General features: G+C 44.9%; 14 protein-coding genes, 3 tRNA genes and 1 rRNA gene. 8 read left to right on the top strand and 10 right to left on the bottom strand.

Annotation, left to right across the window (positions count from 1 at the left end; translation table 11 throughout):
- Positions 1-45 precede the first annotated feature (45 nt).
- Positions 46-282, bottom strand: coding sequence for a hypothetical protein (locus M0413_RS03970; protein ID WP_037421337.1), 237 nt, complete (start codon positions 280-282; stop codon positions 46-48).
- A 718-nt stretch (positions 283-1,000) separates the two neighbouring features.
- Here M0413_RS03970 and M0413_RS03965 point away from each other — a divergent pair.
- Complete coding sequence (locus tag M0413_RS03965; RefSeq protein ID WP_047537352.1) at positions 1,001-1,570, top strand: acetate uptake transporter; 570 nt, start codon at positions 1,001-1,003, stop codon at positions 1,568-1,570.
- 82 nt (positions 1,571-1,652) lie between these two features.
- On the opposite strand, the gene M0413_RS03960 is transcribed toward M0413_RS03965, so the two are convergent.
- The 3 genes from M0413_RS03960 to M0413_RS03950 all read right to left on the bottom strand — a co-directional run bounded on the left by M0413_RS03960 (position 1,653) and on the right by M0413_RS03950 (position 3,375).
- On the bottom strand, positions 1,653-2,123 hold the full coding sequence (locus tag M0413_RS03960; RefSeq protein WP_037421331.1) for a YcxB family protein: 471 nt from the start codon (positions 2,121-2,123) through the stop codon (positions 1,653-1,655).
- Between the two features lie 170 nt (positions 2,124-2,293).
- Positions 2,294-2,710: a VOC family protein gene (locus tag M0413_RS03955; RefSeq protein ID WP_249553236.1), complete on the bottom strand. Its 417-nt coding sequence runs from the start codon at positions 2,708-2,710 to the stop codon at positions 2,294-2,296.
- A 50-nt stretch (positions 2,711-2,760) separates the two neighbouring features.
- On the bottom strand, positions 2,761-3,375 hold the full coding sequence (locus M0413_RS03950; protein WP_088586811.1) for an NADPH-dependent FMN reductase: 615 nt from the start codon (positions 3,373-3,375) through the stop codon (positions 2,761-2,763).
- 146 nt (positions 3,376-3,521) lie between these two features.
- Between M0413_RS03950 and M0413_RS03945 the strand changes: the two genes are divergently transcribed.
- Positions 3,522-4,142 (top strand): helix-turn-helix transcriptional regulator, encoded by a 621-nt coding sequence (locus tag M0413_RS03945; RefSeq protein WP_249553234.1) that lies wholly within the window; start codon positions 3,522-3,524, stop codon positions 4,140-4,142.
- Between the two features lie 14 nt (positions 4,143-4,156).
- The gene (locus tag M0413_RS03940) at positions 4,157-4,879 is read left to right on the top strand and encodes a pseudouridine synthase (protein ID WP_169548831.1); all 723 of its coding nucleotides are present in this window, start codon (positions 4,157-4,159) and stop codon (positions 4,877-4,879) included.
- A 280-nt stretch (positions 4,880-5,159) separates the two neighbouring features.
- On the opposite strand, the gene M0413_RS03935 is transcribed toward M0413_RS03940, so the two are convergent.
- From M0413_RS03935 to M0413_RS03915, 5 genes are all read right to left on the bottom strand, one after another.
- The gene (locus M0413_RS03935; protein WP_249553232.1) at positions 5,160-6,785 is read right to left on the bottom strand and encodes a methyl-accepting chemotaxis protein; all 1,626 of its coding nucleotides are present in this window, start codon (positions 6,783-6,785) and stop codon (positions 5,160-5,162) included.
- A 161-nt stretch (positions 6,786-6,946) separates the two neighbouring features.
- Positions 6,947-7,033, bottom strand: a tRNA-Leu gene (locus tag M0413_RS03930).
- 42 nt (positions 7,034-7,075) lie between these two features.
- A tRNA-Leu gene (locus tag M0413_RS03925) sits at positions 7,076-7,162 on the bottom strand.
- Between the two features lie 56 nt (positions 7,163-7,218).
- Positions 7,219-7,294, bottom strand: a tRNA-Phe gene (locus M0413_RS03920).
- A 219-nt stretch (positions 7,295-7,513) separates the two neighbouring features.
- The gene (locus M0413_RS03915; RefSeq protein ID WP_011073401.1) at positions 7,514-8,275 is read right to left on the bottom strand and encodes an outer membrane protein assembly factor BamD; all 762 of its coding nucleotides are present in this window, start codon (positions 8,273-8,275) and stop codon (positions 7,514-7,516) included.
- A gap of 122 nt (positions 8,276-8,397) precedes the next feature.
- On the opposite strand from M0413_RS03915, the gene rluD reads away from it, so the two are divergent.
- The 3 genes from rluD to clpB all read left to right on the top strand — a co-directional run bounded on the left by rluD (position 8,398) and on the right by clpB (position 12,837).
- Entirely contained in the window at positions 8,398-9,369 is a 972-nt protein-coding gene (rluD, locus tag M0413_RS03910) for a 23S rRNA pseudouridine(1911/1915/1917) synthase RluD (protein WP_011073400.1), read from the top strand.
- 3 nt (positions 9,370-9,372) lie between these two features.
- The gene (gene pgeF / locus M0413_RS03905) at positions 9,373-10,146 is read left to right on the top strand and encodes a peptidoglycan editing factor PgeF (protein ID WP_249553231.1); all 774 of its coding nucleotides are present in this window, start codon (positions 9,373-9,375) and stop codon (positions 10,144-10,146) included.
- A 117-nt stretch (positions 10,147-10,263) separates the two neighbouring features.
- Positions 10,264-12,837 (top strand): ATP-dependent chaperone ClpB, encoded by a 2,574-nt coding sequence (gene clpB / locus M0413_RS03900; RefSeq protein ID WP_249553229.1) that lies wholly within the window; start codon positions 10,264-10,266, stop codon positions 12,835-12,837.
- Positions 12,838-13,003: 166 nt separating this feature from the next.
- Here the strand turns inward: clpB and M0413_RS03895 are convergent, their stop codons facing one another.
- Positions 13,004-13,465 (bottom strand): DUF4124 domain-containing protein, encoded by a 462-nt coding sequence (locus M0413_RS03895; protein WP_037421312.1) that lies wholly within the window; start codon positions 13,463-13,465, stop codon positions 13,004-13,006.
- A 91-nt stretch (positions 13,466-13,556) separates the two neighbouring features.
- Here M0413_RS03895 and pssA point away from each other — a divergent pair, with 91 nt between their 5' ends.
- A complete protein-coding gene (pssA, locus tag M0413_RS03890) occupies positions 13,557-14,375 on the top strand; it encodes a CDP-diacylglycerol--serine O-phosphatidyltransferase (RefSeq protein WP_249553228.1) in 819 nt (272 codons plus the stop codon).
- A gap of 731 nt (positions 14,376-15,106) precedes the next feature.
- Positions 15,107-15,307: ribosomal RNA gene (locus tag M0413_RS03885) — 16S ribosomal RNA — on the top strand; the annotation flags it as partial.

Raw genomic sequence — 15,307 nt, 5'->3', positions numbered from 1 at the left:
CGATGAAGCTTGATTACAGCCAGGAGCTAAAGGAAGTAAAACCGATCAGTTGAGTTCTTTTAGTGTCTGATAGCCCATTTCTGTTAGCTGGTCATTCACGCAGTCGAGGACATATTGTTTAAGCTCGGCATTTTCAATCTGATCTTCAGATGCCATCTGTTGGCATACTTCGGTCAGTTGAGCGATATCATTTGCAGGTGCAGGAGGAAGTGTTGATTCATCGGCAAAGCTAGCAAAACTGATTAGCGCCGACAGGGTGATAACAGCTGATAACGTTTTCATTTTATTTCCTTTAGTTATTGATAGTTAACAACAGCCTAACTGGTTTCCCATCATGCCGCTGCGTCAACAGATAGCAATTTATCATTGCTATTATTTTTTAGATATAAATAATTTTTCACTCATTTTGTAAGCTATTTTTTGTCGAATTATCATGGTTGTTTTATGGGCAAGCTTAAGTGCCTAAGCCAGCCAAAAATACCGATCTCATCCTTCGTAAACCGCGCGAATCCCCCTGATTTTCAACTACCAAGCTGAGCTTATTTTACTATGACGTTCTTACCACCCTTAAGTTTCATCATCCTGAGCAGCATATTTGTAATTAATATGTTTAAAAATAGACTTATCTCAACTTTGGTCTATTTATGGGATGAAGTTAATCTTTTTGATGGTTTTTACGGATTACTAGAGAGTGCATTTGTTGATGGGAGTGTAGGAAGTTTGAACTATAGCAAAATTGCCCTATAAATAAGATTTAGCGCACTATTTTTACCCATGTTTTATAGATATTTGAATCTTAAGAGATTAATTTTTAGTATGTAGATTTTTTTATTTATTAATTTTTTATCTTGATGATTTTAATGGTTAATTTGTTTATTTGTTATGATTATAAGATTTAGATTGTGATCTTCTTTGTTGTTATCTAAACTTCGCCGCTTTTTATCGAACTATAAGTGCAAATTATTGTACTGAAATTTACTTATCATTTTGGGGACTTTCTGTGTCGACAAAACTGGCGAATCCGGCTCCATTAGGTTTAATGGGCTTTGGTATGACGACTATCCTGCTAAACATTCATAATGCAGGGTACTTTCCGATTGACTCGATGATCTTAGCTATGGGGATTTTCTATGGCGGACTGGGTCAAATTATCGTGGGCATTATGTGCTTTATGCGTGGTGATACCTTTGGTACAACCGCCTTTACCTCTTACGGCTTATTCTGGTTGACCTTAGTTGGGCTTATTTTAATGCCAAATGCTGGGGTTGCGGCGAGCCCAACCTATTTTATGGGATGGTACTTAACCCTTTGGGGAATTTTTACAGCCTTTATGTTTGTGGGATCGCTACGTTATCCAAGGGCTAAGCAGTTTGTGTTTGCTTCGTTGACGATTCTATTCTTCCTTCTGGCGGCGAGAGATTTTACTGGCAGTGCGCTTATTGGCACCATCGCGGGTTTTGAAGGGATTATCTGTGGTGCGAGTGCAATTTACTTTGCCATGGCGCAAGTGCTTAATAATGAATATGGCCGCACTATTTTACCGATAGGCGAGCTTAAAGCTAAGGTCTAACTGAGTTCTTAGTTTATGCAAAAGGCTGAATCATTCAGCCTTTTGCATTTTTGACGGGTCAGTAATGTTAAAACTTACGACATCAGATTTTGGTTTGGATAAATGCAATACAGGCATTATCTAGACTACGGTTAGAGATATAGCTGGTCCCCGTTTTATGGGTGATTAGGAACCCTTTATCCGTTTGCACAATACGATAAATATCCGTCCAGAGAATTTGAGCGTTTACATATTGTGATTTTGTGTGGATACCTTGCTCATCAACGATAAGGGTGACTTCATTATTGGCGGCTTTGCTCATCATTTGCCGCATCAACCACCACGCTTTGTTGTATTTTACATTTAATGCTTCAATCACCCCGAGCCCAACAAAGAAATAGGCCAGATAGAGGCTGACATCCGCAAAAATCAGCGCAATGCCAATGAGCCCGAAACCTATGGCTTTATAGTAAGGTTTGAGAGTGGGATCGGGTTTGACGGACTGGGTATAACACTCGTCAAAATGCGCTTTATCTAAGATGTAAGTTGTGGAATAACAATAGGGTGTGGTCATGTCTTATTTACTAATCGAAAGTTTAATTATCTAAAGCTGGATAGCGCATTAGTTTAGCGGGTTAGCTGCGTAAAGTAACGATTTTTGGGATAAGTCTGCAGTAGCGATACGGCGCAAAATACCCTGTTATCGTACCTGCGCCCGTTCCTGCACCATAGTTTGCTTATGACTTAATAGCGGTTTCGCTCTGTGGGAATATCACTCAGATACTCAACAAACTCGACTTCAAATCCATGGGCATCGAAGAAGTAGATATTACGGCGGAAGGGGTCTTCCATACCATCTTTAGCTATCGGAAAACCGGCTTGGGTCAGCCTTGCTATCACTGCATCTAGATCACTCACCACAAAGGCAAAATGGGCTAAGCCAATCTGATGACCCGTTAAGTCGCGGTTTTCGCCCTCACCGTTATCGCTAAAGGCAATGTATTGATAATCATCGCCAAAGTGGATCCAATTGCGCGGCTTGCCGTACCAAGTCCCTTTATCTCCGCCACGGACACGCCAATGTGGGAAGGCTGCTTGATAAAAAGTGAGTGCTTTGGGGATGTCGTCAACGACTAGGTTGATGTGTTCTAAGTGGATCATAATGCGTTCCTTGTAATGATTTTAATCAGTGTGATTCACATCCAAGCTGCTTACATACCGTAGCAGTATTCCTGCTGCTTGGGGTAGGGTTGATGAATATGGCGTTGGCGTATCGGCGCTAAGGCTTGGGCATATTGATGCAACATAAATAGGCTATATTGCACTCTTTCCCTGAGGGCGATATCCCGTGTGCCTTGGGGCGTGGCGTTGAGTACATTCTCGACATTACGGATGATCAAATGGTCGGGGATCGGCACCAATTTATTGTTTTTGAGTGCATTCATTTTGACTTCCACAATAGGGTAGGCGCCGCTAATGCCGCTACAAACTGAAATCAGCAACACTGGCTTATGGGCGGTTTCCTGACGGCTACACATCAATAGGAAGTTTTTAAGCAGTGGCGATGCCATTCCACCCCATTCGGGCGTAATCAAAACGAGGGCATCCGCGGCATCGACTTTTCGCTCAATCTCAGGCCAATGTTCGCCCTTGTTGTCCTCTTCACCGTCCCAAAATGGCAGATTGAACTGGCAAAGTTCTAAGTGATGAATAGCGTCGTAACCGACATTATGGGGCGATAAAAAACTGGTTTCGGCTATGTATTTCGCGACTTTAGCGCTTTGCGAGTGGGCTCTTTGACTGGTGCTGATGATGAGTAAGTTCATTATGTAAACCTATTTGTTTATAAATTATTTATAAGGTAATTACTTTACTTAATCTTGTAAAGGATAAAATAAATAAAAAACTTTATTTATTCTGTTAAAAGGTGGGCGATTAAGGGATAATCCGAGGCGAAGAGCGGAGAGCGCATATGAAAACCACTGATAAGATTATTCAATTACTCAAGTTGCACGGTCCATTAACGGCAAAGACCCTAGCGGAAGAACTCGCCCTGACGACCATGGGCGTCCGGCAGCATTTGCAGGCCTTAGAGGATGCGGGTGATGTTGATATTGAAGATAGAGTTGAAGGCCGTGGACGGCCAACTCGATATTGGGGATTAACCGAGCAGAGTCGCACTCACTTTGCCGATCGCCACAGTGAGCTTAGTTTGCAATTGATTGATTCTGTTAAAATGATATTTGGCGAGCAAGGCCTAGATAAACTGATCGAGCATAGGGAGCAAACGGCCATGCAGCAGTATTGCAGTGCGATGCTCGGCATGACGGATATTGCCAGTCGTTTAACGAAACTGGTGGAGCTGCGTACCCTCGAGGGCTATATGGCGACGCAGGAACAAGCGGATGGGGTGTTCTGGTTGCTTGAGAATCACTGCCCAATTTGCAGCGCAGCGACTAAGTGCCAAAACTTTTGCCGCTCCGAACTGCAACAGTTCCAGCAATTATTTGCCGATATCGCCACAGTAAGCCGTGAAGAGCATATCATCGACGGTGCTCGTCGCTGTGCCTATCGCATTGCGCCTTTATCTTAGAGCAGGATAGTGTGATGCAATCAAAACGTGGTCGTCTCGATAGATACCTTGCCGTTAAGCTACAAATTCACCGAAAAGCCGTGCGAGAACTCTTGCTGGCGGAGCGAGTGTATGTGGATGGTGCGCCAGCGAAAGCGCTCGATCTGCTGGTGGATGAATTTTCCCACATTGTGTTTGATGGGCAAGTCTTACAGGCCAACCAGCCAGTGTATTTGATGTTGCATAAGCCCGTTGGCGTGGTAAGTGCCACCAAAGACAAAGAGCATCGCACAGTGATTGATTTACTCGATTGCGAAGCTCGTCATAAGCTGCATATTGCTGGGCGGTTAGATTTAAACTCATCGGGCTTATTGTTACTGACCAATGATAGTCGTTGGTCGGAGGCGTTAATGTCACCCGAGCAAAAAGTGGATAAAGTGTATCGAGTGACTTTAGCCAATCCCTTGAGTGAGGACTATATCGCGGCATTCGCGCAGGGCATGTATTTTGGTTTTGAAGATATCACCACACAGCCAGCAAAGTTGACTATCCTCGACACTCATATTGCAGAGGTTACTTTAAGGGAGGGGAAGTACCATCAAATCAAGCGGATGTTTGGTCGTTTCCGTAATCCAGTGGTGGGATTACACCGCCTTTCCATTGGTGAGATTACCCTAGATAAACACTTAAGCCCTGGTGATAGCCGGATGTTGACTGCACAAGAAGTCGCCTCTATCTATCATTCAAAAATGAAGTAACTCGAGACGGTGCATAAAGCGCTGATATGCACTTAAAAACATTACCCCTAAGAGCATGTTGACGTTTTGAGATTGAATTTCGTTCTGGCTCGCTCATTAGGTTAAGTAAAATAGCGATACTGCGCGGACTTTATCTTGCATAGATCGTGAACCAAAGGGTTGCAAAAAATAATCCTGAAACGTCAATACACCTCGGCATACGATTGTTTGAAGGACGCTGTAACAAACACGTAAGGATAACATTAGTCTGGCACAGCACGGCTGTGCCAGTGAAAATGTGTTAGAGCCTGAATGCACTGACTTGATTACGCATGCTGCTAGCCAGTTTGGTTAGGTTTATAACAGACTCGCTGAGCTCATGTGCTGAGCGAGTCGAGTCATCGGTAATATCACTGATCGCAATAATGCTACGGTTAATACTTTCGGCCACACTACTTTGCTCTTCAGCTGCAGTCGCAATATGGGCATTGAGCTCAGCAATGTTATCTACTGACGCTACAATTTCTTTTAAGGCCTGACCTGCTTCATTGGCTTTATTATTGGCATCATCGACTTGCTTGATACCAACTTCCATTGCATTAACTGCTTCTTTAACCCCTTTTTGTAGCGTTGCGATCATCGCTTCAATTTCTTGGGTGGACTTTTGAGTTCGTTGAGCTAGCGTTCTGACTTCATCGGCGACAACGGCAAAACCTCGACCCTGCTCGCCTGCGCGAGCAGCTTCGATCGCAGCGTTTAATGCCAATAGGTTGGTTTGTTCGGCAATACTCTTTATCACATCTAAAACTCGACCAATACTTTGGCTTTCATTGGATAAAAAGCCAATGACTTGCGCCGTTTTTTGAATTTGTTCTGAAAGTTGAGACATGCTGCTAATTGAGTCAATAACGATACGGTTACCATTCGCCGCATAAGTATCCGCATCCTTTGCCGAATCCGCAGCGGCTGAAGTACTCTGCGCGACCTCTGCCACAGTCGCCGTCATTTCATTCATTGCTGTTGCAGTTTGCTCAGTTTCAGCTTGTTGCTGTTGCATGCGTTTATTGGTTTCTTGGGTAAAACTACTTAGCTCGGTCGCGGAGCTATTAACCGTATTTGCTGCTTCAGCGATGGAGTGCAAAATCCCTCTCAAATGTTCAATAACTTGAGTGAGGCTAGTCGAAATAAGTCCAAGTTCATCATCATTAAAAGTACGGAATTTAATCGTGAGATCTGAGTCTTGGCGGATCGTTTTTAAATTGCGCACAATATCATTGATGGGATTCATCACACTGCGATTAACCCAAAGTCCAATCAAAATACTGATCAGCATTGCAAGCCCTGCAAGAGTGGCAAAGATGGCAATCGATGAGTGATAAATCTCGTTAGCGGTAGCTCTTTCCTGACCTGCAATTTTGATTTGTAGTGCGATAAGTTCTGATATTTTGCCACTTATCGGATCGATTGCTTGGTAAAGCGGTAATATTTTGTCATTCAGTTGGTAAGCTACATCGCCATTAACCCCCCTAAGATATGAAGTAAGCAACTCAACTTGTTGATTAGCTGGTGAAAATAACTGTTCAGCTTGTTGTGCAAGTCGAGATTCTTCTTGGGTAAGTTCAGTTGCAAGGTATTTGGGCCAGTACTGATTGATCGTTTTGCTGGCATTTTCAAGCGCATTAGCCGCTTGCGAAGCGCTAAATCCGCCAGCATTGGCTTTATTGATCGCGTCAATTACATCAACGGCATATTTATCAGCGATAACCTTAAGATCGTCTAAAGGAACCACTCTATCGTTATAGATACGCTCGACGCCATATTCGATTTTTCCCATCATATAAATGGCGATAAAACCAATGGTTACTAGCATTAGGAGCGGCACGAGAATGCCAATAAACATTTTTTGTTTTATTTGAAGACCATTCATATGGATTTCCTCAGTATATTCAGGGAGGCTTTTAGGCAGAGCTCGAGCAGTCCATGATGAGTCTGTATGAATAGTTATAGCAAATATGCCAAATGAGGTTGGTGATTTAAGGAAATAAAATTGCAGAAACAAAAAAACCTCGCTTAGCGAGGTCTTTATGTTGGTACAGATGAGAGGACTTGAACCTCCACGCCCGCAAGGGCACCAGCACCTGAAGCTGGCGTGTCTACCAATTCCACCACATCTGCATTGGTATTCGACAGGTTGTCGAATTAAGTTGAATCGCAATTTGGTACAGGTGAGAGGACTTGAACCTCCACGCCCGTAAGGGCACCAGCACCTGAAGCTGGCGTGTCTACCAATTCCACCACACCTGCACTGTACTTTAATTGCAATCCTTTAACACTGGTCGCTAAGGCAACCAACTTAAAGATGGTGCCCGAACCCGGAATCGAACCAGGGACACGAGGATTTTCAATCCTCTGCTCTACCGACTGAGCTATTCGGGCGACGGGCGCAATTTAAAGGCTTTTCGGCTTTTGAGTCAACTGATTTTTACTAAATAATGTAAAAAGTGATGCGGTTGGGTAAGTTTTACTCGAATCGAGTATTTATTGAGTCCTAGCGGGAATGACAAGAGAAAATACTCAGTGCCACTTAAAGGGAATAAACGTAAAAAATGTCCGTAGAAGACGAAAAAATGCCCCTCTAGAAAGGGGCATTTCGACTTAGTTTGATAAGATTTCATTGTTTGGGAAGTTAGCTTGCATTACCATTAGCACGTTTTGCTTCAGTTGGTTCTGACCTAACTCGCCATAAGCTTCTGCCATAATCTCCAGTGCTCGCTCAGTTGATGGTGTACCGGGATATGTTTCTAACACAGATTGTGCACGAACAGCAGCAGCACTCCAAGCGTTCATTTTGATATAGTATTCAGCAACTTGAATGGAATATTTCGCTAAACGGTTTTTTAGCGACAGCATGCGTTTTTGTGCATCAGCGGCATATTTGCTGTTGGGATAGGTTTTGATTAGACGGTCAAAATCCTTAAAGGCATCTTGGGCATTTTTCGGATCACGATCGGTTCTATCGATATTCAACATATCGTGGAAAAGATAGCTATCCGCCTGCATATTGACGAGTCCTCGCATATAGTAGACATAGTCGATATTGGGGTGCGTTGGGTTGAGACGGATGAATCTGTCAATGTTAGCAATGCCAGAGGCAACATCGTCCATTTTGTAATAAGCATAAATCAGATCCAATTGAACCTGAGTTTTATGTGGTCCGAACGGGAAGCGAGAGTCTAGCGCCTCCAATGAACGGACAGCTTTAGAGTAATTGCCAAGCTCCATGGAGGTTCTTGCCTGAGAATAAAGCTCGTCAGGTGAGGTTTTGGCGGCAATATCGTTATCTTCAGGACTGCTACTACAGGCTGATAACGCTAGTGAAAATAGGACTAAGGTTAAGCCTTTGGAGAATTTATACATACTTGAATTCAATTCTTTATAAGTTGTAGTTAAGAATTTTTCCATTTCACGATAAAATAGAAAGCATTCGATTGTAACAGATAGCACACATTTTTTGACCCCAAAATGGGGATACGGTTCCTATGACACAAGAGATTAATCTAAAAAGCGAGATTTCGGCAACACAAACTGGTTTGAGATTGGATCAAGCACTGGCTGAGTTGTTCCCTGATTACTCGCGCACGCGCATCAAGGAATGGATCCTATCTGATGCAGTCTATGTTGATGGCGTAATGGTAAACAAGCCGCGCGAAAAGGTTTTTGAGCTGCAGCAAATCGAAATTAACGCCACGCTCGAAGAAGAAGTGCATGCGGCTGCGCAAGCCATTGAGCTGGATATTGTCTATGAAGACGATGATATCCTAGTGATCAATAAACAAGCTGGCTTAGTAGTTCACCCCGGAGCAGGCAATGCCGATGGTACGTTGATGAACGCATTGCTGCATCACTGCCCTAATATTGAGCACGTGCCACGTGCAGGTATTGTGCATCGTCTGGATAAAGACACCACAGGTTTGATGGTGGTGGCCAAAACGGTAGAAGCACAGACTCATTTAGTGGCCGCATTGCAAGCCCGTGAAATCACCCGTGAGTATGAAGCGATTGTGCTGGGTACTATGACGGCGGGCGGCACAGTGGATGAGCCGATTGGCCGTCATCCGACAAAACGTACCCATATGGCGGTGCATCATTCGGGTAAACCCGCGGTGACCCATTATCGTGTGGCAGAAAAATTCCGTAATCACACCCGCTTAAGATTACGTTTAGAGTCTGGACGTACTCACCAAATTCGTGTGCATATGGCGTATATCGGCCATGTGTTGGTGGGTGATCCTGTTTATGGCGGCCGTCCAAAACCACCTAAGGCAGCAAGTCCTGAGTTTTTTGAGATCCTGAAAAACTTTAAACGCCAAGCACTGCATGCGGTACGTTTGGAATTAGCGCATCCTGTGACTTGTGAAATCATGAGCTGGACTGCGCCGATCCCAGAAGATATGGTGATTTTGACTAAAGCACTGCGTCAAGACACTTTAGAACATCCGATCGAGTACTAACTGATGTTGATGCACGATTGGCCAGTACCTGACAATGTGGCAATTGCAATGACAGATCGCCATGGCGGCGTGAGTCTTGCCCCCTACGATAGCCTGAATTTAGGGTTGCATGTGGGTGACATACCGCAGCAAGTATTGGTTAATCGTGGCTTACTAGCACAGCAGTTACAGCTTGCGACTGAGCCTGTGTGGTTGGAGCAAGTCCACGGTACTCGAGTGATTGATTTGGCCGATATCGCCCCAATTAATCTTACTCAAGACGCTCAATCAGAGTGTGTGTCCTTGCAAAATACGCCACCTTTGGTCGCCGATGCCAGCTATACCGACCTCGCTGGACGGGTTTGCGTGGTGATGACCGCTGATTGCTTGCCGGTGCTTTTGTGTAATCAACAAGGGACTGAAGTTGCAGCAGCCCATGCCGGTTGGCGCGGACTGTGTGATGGGGTGATTGAGGCAAGTGTGGCTAAGTTTGCCTCTAAGCCGAGTGAGCTGATTGCCTATTTAGGGCCCGCGATTGGCCCTAGCGCTTTTGAAGTCGGTGCCGATGTGCGTGCCGCCTTTATGGCAAAAGATCCTAATGCGGAAAGTTGTTTTATTGCGCGAGGCGATAAATACCTTGCCGATATTATCGGATTAGCCAAATTACGCTTAAAGCAACTGGGTATTACACAGATCTACAGCGCCGATATTTGCACTGTATTGAACCAGGATTATTTCTCCTATCGCCGCGATAAAATCACTGGTCGTATGGCTTCCTTGATCTGGCTTAAGTCTTAAGTTTATTCCCCTATAATTTGTATTTATTTCTAGCCATCTAGCTTGAAATTGGTCAAATAGCCCCCATCTTTTAACTAACAAAATTCTGTACCTTATTTGTGAGTTTTAGGAGGCTGTATGCGACTCGATCGTATGACTAATAAATTTCAGCTTGCCATCTCAGATGCCCAGTCGTTAGCACTTGGGCGTGATCATCAGTTTATCGAACCGCTACATTTGATGATGGCGCTGCTCAACCAGGATTCTGGTTCTATCCATCCCTTATTAACCCAAGCTGGCATTCGGGTGAGTGCGCTGCGCTCGCTGTTGAGCCAAGAGCTTGAGCGTCTTCCCCAAGTAGAAGGGACTGGCGGTGATGTGCAGTTATCCCAAGGGTTAATTCGTTTATTAAACCTGTGCGATAAATTGGCGCAAAAGCGTAAAGACAAATATATCTCCAGTGAGTTGTTTGTTCTCGCGGCGCTTGAGGGCTGCGATGCGCTAGCACAATGCCTCAAAAAATCCGGCGCGACCAAAGAGCTAATGGAACAAACCATTGAGCAAATGCGTGGTGGTCAGAATGTGGATGATCCTAATGCGGAAGACCAACGCCAAGCGCTGAAAAAGTTTACCGTTGATCTTACTGAACGTGCCGAGCAGGGCAAACTCGATCCTGTAATTGGTCGTGACGATGAAATCCGCCGCACCATTCAAGTACTGCAACGTCGTAGCAAAAACAACCCAGTGCTGATTGGTGAGCCTGGCGTGGGTAAAACCGCGATTGTTGAAGGCCTCGCTCAGCGCATTGTGAACGGTGAAGTGCCTGAAGGGATTAAAAATAAACGTGTTTTATCCTTAGATATGGGCGCATTAATTGCTGGCGCTAAATATCGTGGTGAGTTTGAAGAGCGCTTAAAAGCCGTGCTTAACGAGCTGGCGCAGGAAGAGGGCCAAGTGATCCTCTTTATCGACGAGTTGCACACAATGGTGGGCGCGGGTAAAGGCGATGGCGCCATGGACGCGGGTAACATGTTAAAGCCTGCTTTGGCCCGTGGTGATCTCCACTGCGTTGGGGCGACGACTCTTGATGAGTATCGTCAATATATTGAAAAGGATGCCGCCCTTGAGCGTCGTTTCCAAAAAGTATTAGTGGATGAGCCAAGCGTTGAAGACACCATTGCGATTTTACGTGGCTTGAAAGAGCGTTATGAGCTGCATCACCATGTGGAAATTACCGATCCGGCGATTGTAGCGGCGGCCACTATGTCGCACCGTTATGTGTCGGACCGTAAATTACCCGATAAAGCCATCGACTTAATTGACGAGGCGGCGTCGAGCATCCGTATGCAGATGGATTCTAAGCCTGAATCCCTCGACAGATTGGAGCGCCGTGCTATCCAGTTGAAACTGGAAGAGCAGGCATTGGCCAAAGAAAACGATGAGGCGAGCCGTCGTCGACTCGAACATTTACGTGTCGAGTTGCATGAAGTTGAGGCTAAGGCGTCTGAGCTTAATGAAATCTGGCGCACCGAAAAAGCGGCGTTGGCAGGTACTCAGCATATTAAAGCCGACCTTGAGCAAGCGCGGATGGATTTAGAAGTCGCGCGCCGCGCCGGTGATTTAACGCGTATGTCCGAGCTGCAATATGGCCGTATTCCAGAGCTTGAAAAGCAATTGGACTTGGCATCGCAAGCTGAAATGCAGGATATGACACTGCTGCGCAATAAAGTTACTGACTTAGAAATCGCTGAAGTGTTATCAAAGGCGACGGGTATTCCGGTTTCTAAGATGCTTGAAGGCGAGCGTGAAAAACTGTTACAAATGGAAGTGGCACTGCATGAGCGCGTGATTGGCCAAAACGAAGCTGTGGATGCAGTCGCTAATGCGATTCGTCGTAGCCGCGCAGGGCTTGCCGATCCTAACCGTCCGATTGGTTCGTTCCTGTTCTTAGGACCAACTGGTGTGGGTAAAACCGAGTTGTGTAAGTCGTTAGCTAAGTTCCTATTCGATACAGAATCGGCCTTAGTGCGCATCGACATGTCAGAGTTTATGGAAAAACATGCTGTTTCACGTTTGGTTGGTGCTCCTCCTGGATATGTTGGCTATGAAGAGGGCGGTTATTTAACTGAAGCTGTTCGCCGTAAGCCTTATTCAGTGATTCTGCTCGATGAGGTGGAGAAGGCGCACCCAGACGTGTTCAACATCTTGCTGCAGGTGCTGGATGATGGCCGCTTAACCGATGGTCAAGGCCGTACCGTCGACTTTAGAAATACGGTGATCATCATGACCTCAAACTTAGGCTCTGACATTATCCAAGAAGGATTCGGTCACTTAAGTTATAGCGAAATGAAGAGCGCGGTGATGAATGTGGTGACCCATAGCTTTAGACCCGAGTTTTTAAACCGGATCGATGAGTCTGTGGTATTCCATCCCTTGGATGCAGAAAATATCAAGCATATTGCTTCTATCCAAATTGCTTCATTGCGTAAGCGTTTGGCAGAGAAAGACTATACGCTGGAGATCTCCGACGAGGCATTATCATTGATTGCCGAAATTGGTTTCGATCCAGTCTATGGTGCAAGACCTCTGAAACGAGCCTTGCAGCAAGAGATGGAAAATCCATTGGCGCAAAAATTACTGCGTGGCGAGTTACTGCCCGGCAAACCTATCAAGGTCAGTTGCGCTGGTCGTGAGCTGGTATTCGAGCAATAATTTACGACAATCTTTGCCGTGCAAAATGCTGCTTAACCTAAACAAAAAACCGAAGTCTTGGACTTCGGTTTTTTTTGCCTATATCGGTTACAGATAAAATAGCGGTTAGCAATAGTGTGGCATTGCCATCAAGATTTTTAGTGGTGCCTATTACAAACTCTGGGCGTTATTTTTTATTGCAAAATAGTTTGATCCGCTGTTGATTCTCAGTAATGGCTGCTTGGCGCTCTTCTTCTGTCATCGCGACAGGTTCTTTATTACCGTCTTCTTGGCGGGTGAGTTTTGTATGGGTCGTTAACACATCTAAATTATGTTTAGCGTTTTCACAAATTGCTTCTGCTTGCTTGGCATCTTTCTCTTTAATTAAAGCCGCCGATTTTTCGGACTCAGACATTTCAGGAGGCGCTTCCTTTTTAATGGGAGCTATATAGCCAATTTTACTTGGTTCAAGATCATTGCTATTCAGCTGCTGCGCTTGTTGTTCCTGAGTCGGTGGTTGTTGACTGTAATGAGTCACCCCGTTCTTATCGACCCAAGTGTAAATAGCGCCCGCCAGCACGGGTTGTGTGAGCAGCACTAGGCATACAAAACCTAAAAATACCACGCTCAAATTTGTTTTCATTAACATAAACATCATCCCTTAGGGCACCCATCGACATGATAGTAAAATATGCTATCTTGAAGCCTACTTCCATTCCTGCTCATAGCTTTATAAGTGTATGCAAAATTCTTCTAATCAAACAGTAAAGAATAAGGGTATCTATTTACTGCCCAATTTATTCACAACCGCAGGCTTGTTTTCCGGTTTCTACGCTGTGATTGCCTCGATGAATGCCAACTTTGAAGCGGCAGCAATCGCGATTTTTGTGGCTATGATCTGTGACGGTCTTGACGGACGAGTGGCGCGGCTGACGAATACTCAAAGTGACTTTGGTGCTGAATACGACAGCATGGCGGATATGGTGTCCTTTGGCATGGCTCCAGCACTGCTCGCCTATAATTGGGCCTTGGCGGATTTAGGTAAAATCGGTTGGTTGGCGGCGTTTATCTATTGCGCAGGAGCTGCATTAAGGCTTGCACGTTTTAATACCCAAGTCGGTGTTGCGGATAAACGTTACTTCCAAGGTTTAGCAAGTCCTGCTGCTGCGGCCGTTATTGCCGGCAGTATTTGGCTTGGTAATCAGTACAATCTCGATGGTAAGAATATCAGTTGGATTGCCGGATTGATTACAGCAATCACGGGGTTATTAATGGTGAGCAATTTTCGTTATCACTCTTTCAAGGAGATTGACTGGCGCGGTAAAGTGAACTTTATCGCCATTCTATTCGTTGTGGGCGTATTTGTTGTGGTTTCGGTTCAGCCAGCTTTAATCCTCTGCATTGGTTTTTATCTCTACGCCATCTCGGGGCCAGTGATCACAATTCGTACCGTGAGAAAGCTCAAAGTAGCCCATATTGTGGGTGATGGAGAGCATGAAAATGAACAAAAAACAGCAGAGGGCACCAAGAGTTCAAAAAGTTCTACGGATAATCCTTAGTTCGACAGTTCCTACATTCTCAATCTTTTATGCCATGTTAGTTCTACGGTTCAAGAGTCGCCATTCCCTATTCTTGAACCGTTTCTCTGCACCGGACATACTCATCTATATATGTAAAAGTTTTAAAGCGCCCTTTCTTAAGGCTATTCGATCTATAGAATTTCCTGCACATCCTTTCTACATATGCCAAACTTACCAGCCCAAGTGAGAAAAATTGCAGCATATCCACCCAATACTTGAAGATTTGTTGGTTATTTGTCCACTCGGCAGGTTTTGTTAAAAAAGCGCTTGCACAAAAAGTTTCGCTGCCTATAATGCGCATCCACTGACACGGCAGACAGCGAAAGCGAGCGCGGTGACAGTGCGAATCGAATGCAAATTGTGCAGTTGATTCGAAAGCCTCAAGAAGTTTGTAAAAACGCCTTGACGCGACAAGGGAAATGCGTAGAATACGCAGCCCTGACCCAGTGAGCGGTAACGCAAGCGATGAGGTCAAATGCTCTTTAACAATCTAAACAAGAAATCTGTGTGGACACTCACAGGTGTTGAGTTAATCGAAATTACTCTGCCGTTTGGCGAGTAATCAAAGAATTAAATCAATGAATGAGTGTTCATAGCAATATGTACATACAGTAATGTATGAATTGAAACGCGATGCTTCTTAGTGAGCAAAGCGAATCAAAACAGTAGAATTCATTGAGTCGTTTAACGCGAGTTAAACAAAAAAACTTTAATTGAAGAGTTTGATCATGGCTCAGATTGAACGCTGGCGGCAGGCCTAACACATGCAAGTCGAGCGGCAGCACAAGGGAGTTTACTCCTGAGGTGGCGAGCGGCGGACGGGTGAGTAATGCCTAGGGATCTGCCCAGTCGAGGGGGATAACAGTTGGAAACGACTGCTAATACCGCATACGCCCTACGGGGGAAAGAGG

This window comes from Shewanella sp. 8A (genome assembly GCF_023475945.1).
In the GTDB taxonomy this organism is placed as follows: domain Bacteria; phylum Pseudomonadota; class Gammaproteobacteria; order Enterobacterales; family Shewanellaceae; genus Shewanella; species Shewanella xiamenensis.
Note: the sequence above shows the minus strand (reverse complement) of the source record. Positions and strands in the feature narration are given on the sequence as shown.

What these genes read in the sequence shown, in the direction of transcription:
- M0413_RS03955 (WP_249553236.1), bottom strand. Translation starts at nt 2,710, where the DNA reads ATGATCCACTTAGAACACATCAACCTAGTCGTTGACGACATCCCCAAA.
- M0413_RS03940 (WP_169548831.1), top strand. Translation starts at nt 4,157, where the DNA reads ATGCAATCAAAACGTGGTCGTCTCGATAGATACCTTGCCGTTAAGCTA.
- M0413_RS03950 (WP_088586811.1), bottom strand. Translation starts at nt 3,375, where the DNA reads ATGAACTTACTCATCATCAGCACCAGTCAAAGAGCCCACTCGCAAAGC.
- M0413_RS03935 (WP_249553232.1), bottom strand. Translation starts at nt 6,785, where the DNA reads ATGAATGGTCTTCAAATAAAACAAAAAATGTTTATTGGCATTCTCGTG.
- M0413_RS03970 (WP_037421337.1), bottom strand. Translation starts at nt 282, where the DNA reads ATGAAAACGTTATCAGCTGTTATCACCCTGTCGGCGCTAATCAGTTTT.
- M0413_RS03960 (WP_037421331.1), bottom strand. Translation starts at nt 2,123, where the DNA reads ATGACCACACCCTATTGTTATTCCACAACTTACATCTTAGATAAAGCG.
- M0413_RS03895 (WP_037421312.1), bottom strand. Translation starts at nt 13,465, where the DNA reads ATGTTAATGAAAACAAATTTGAGCGTGGTATTTTTAGGTTTTGTATGC.
- rluD (WP_011073400.1), top strand. Translation starts at nt 8,398, where the DNA reads ATGACACAAGAGATTAATCTAAAAAGCGAGATTTCGGCAACACAAACT.
- clpB (WP_249553229.1), top strand. Translation starts at nt 10,264, where the DNA reads ATGCGACTCGATCGTATGACTAATAAATTTCAGCTTGCCATCTCAGAT.
- M0413_RS03945 (WP_249553234.1), top strand. Translation starts at nt 3,522, where the DNA reads ATGAAAACCACTGATAAGATTATTCAATTACTCAAGTTGCACGGTCCA.
- M0413_RS03915 (WP_011073401.1), bottom strand. Translation starts at nt 8,275, where the DNA reads ATGTATAAATTCTCCAAAGGCTTAACCTTAGTCCTATTTTCACTAGCG.
- pssA (WP_249553228.1), top strand. Translation starts at nt 13,557, where the DNA reads ATGCAAAATTCTTCTAATCAAACAGTAAAGAATAAGGGTATCTATTTA.
- pgeF (WP_249553231.1), top strand. Translation starts at nt 9,373, where the DNA reads ATGTTGATGCACGATTGGCCAGTACCTGACAATGTGGCAATTGCAATG.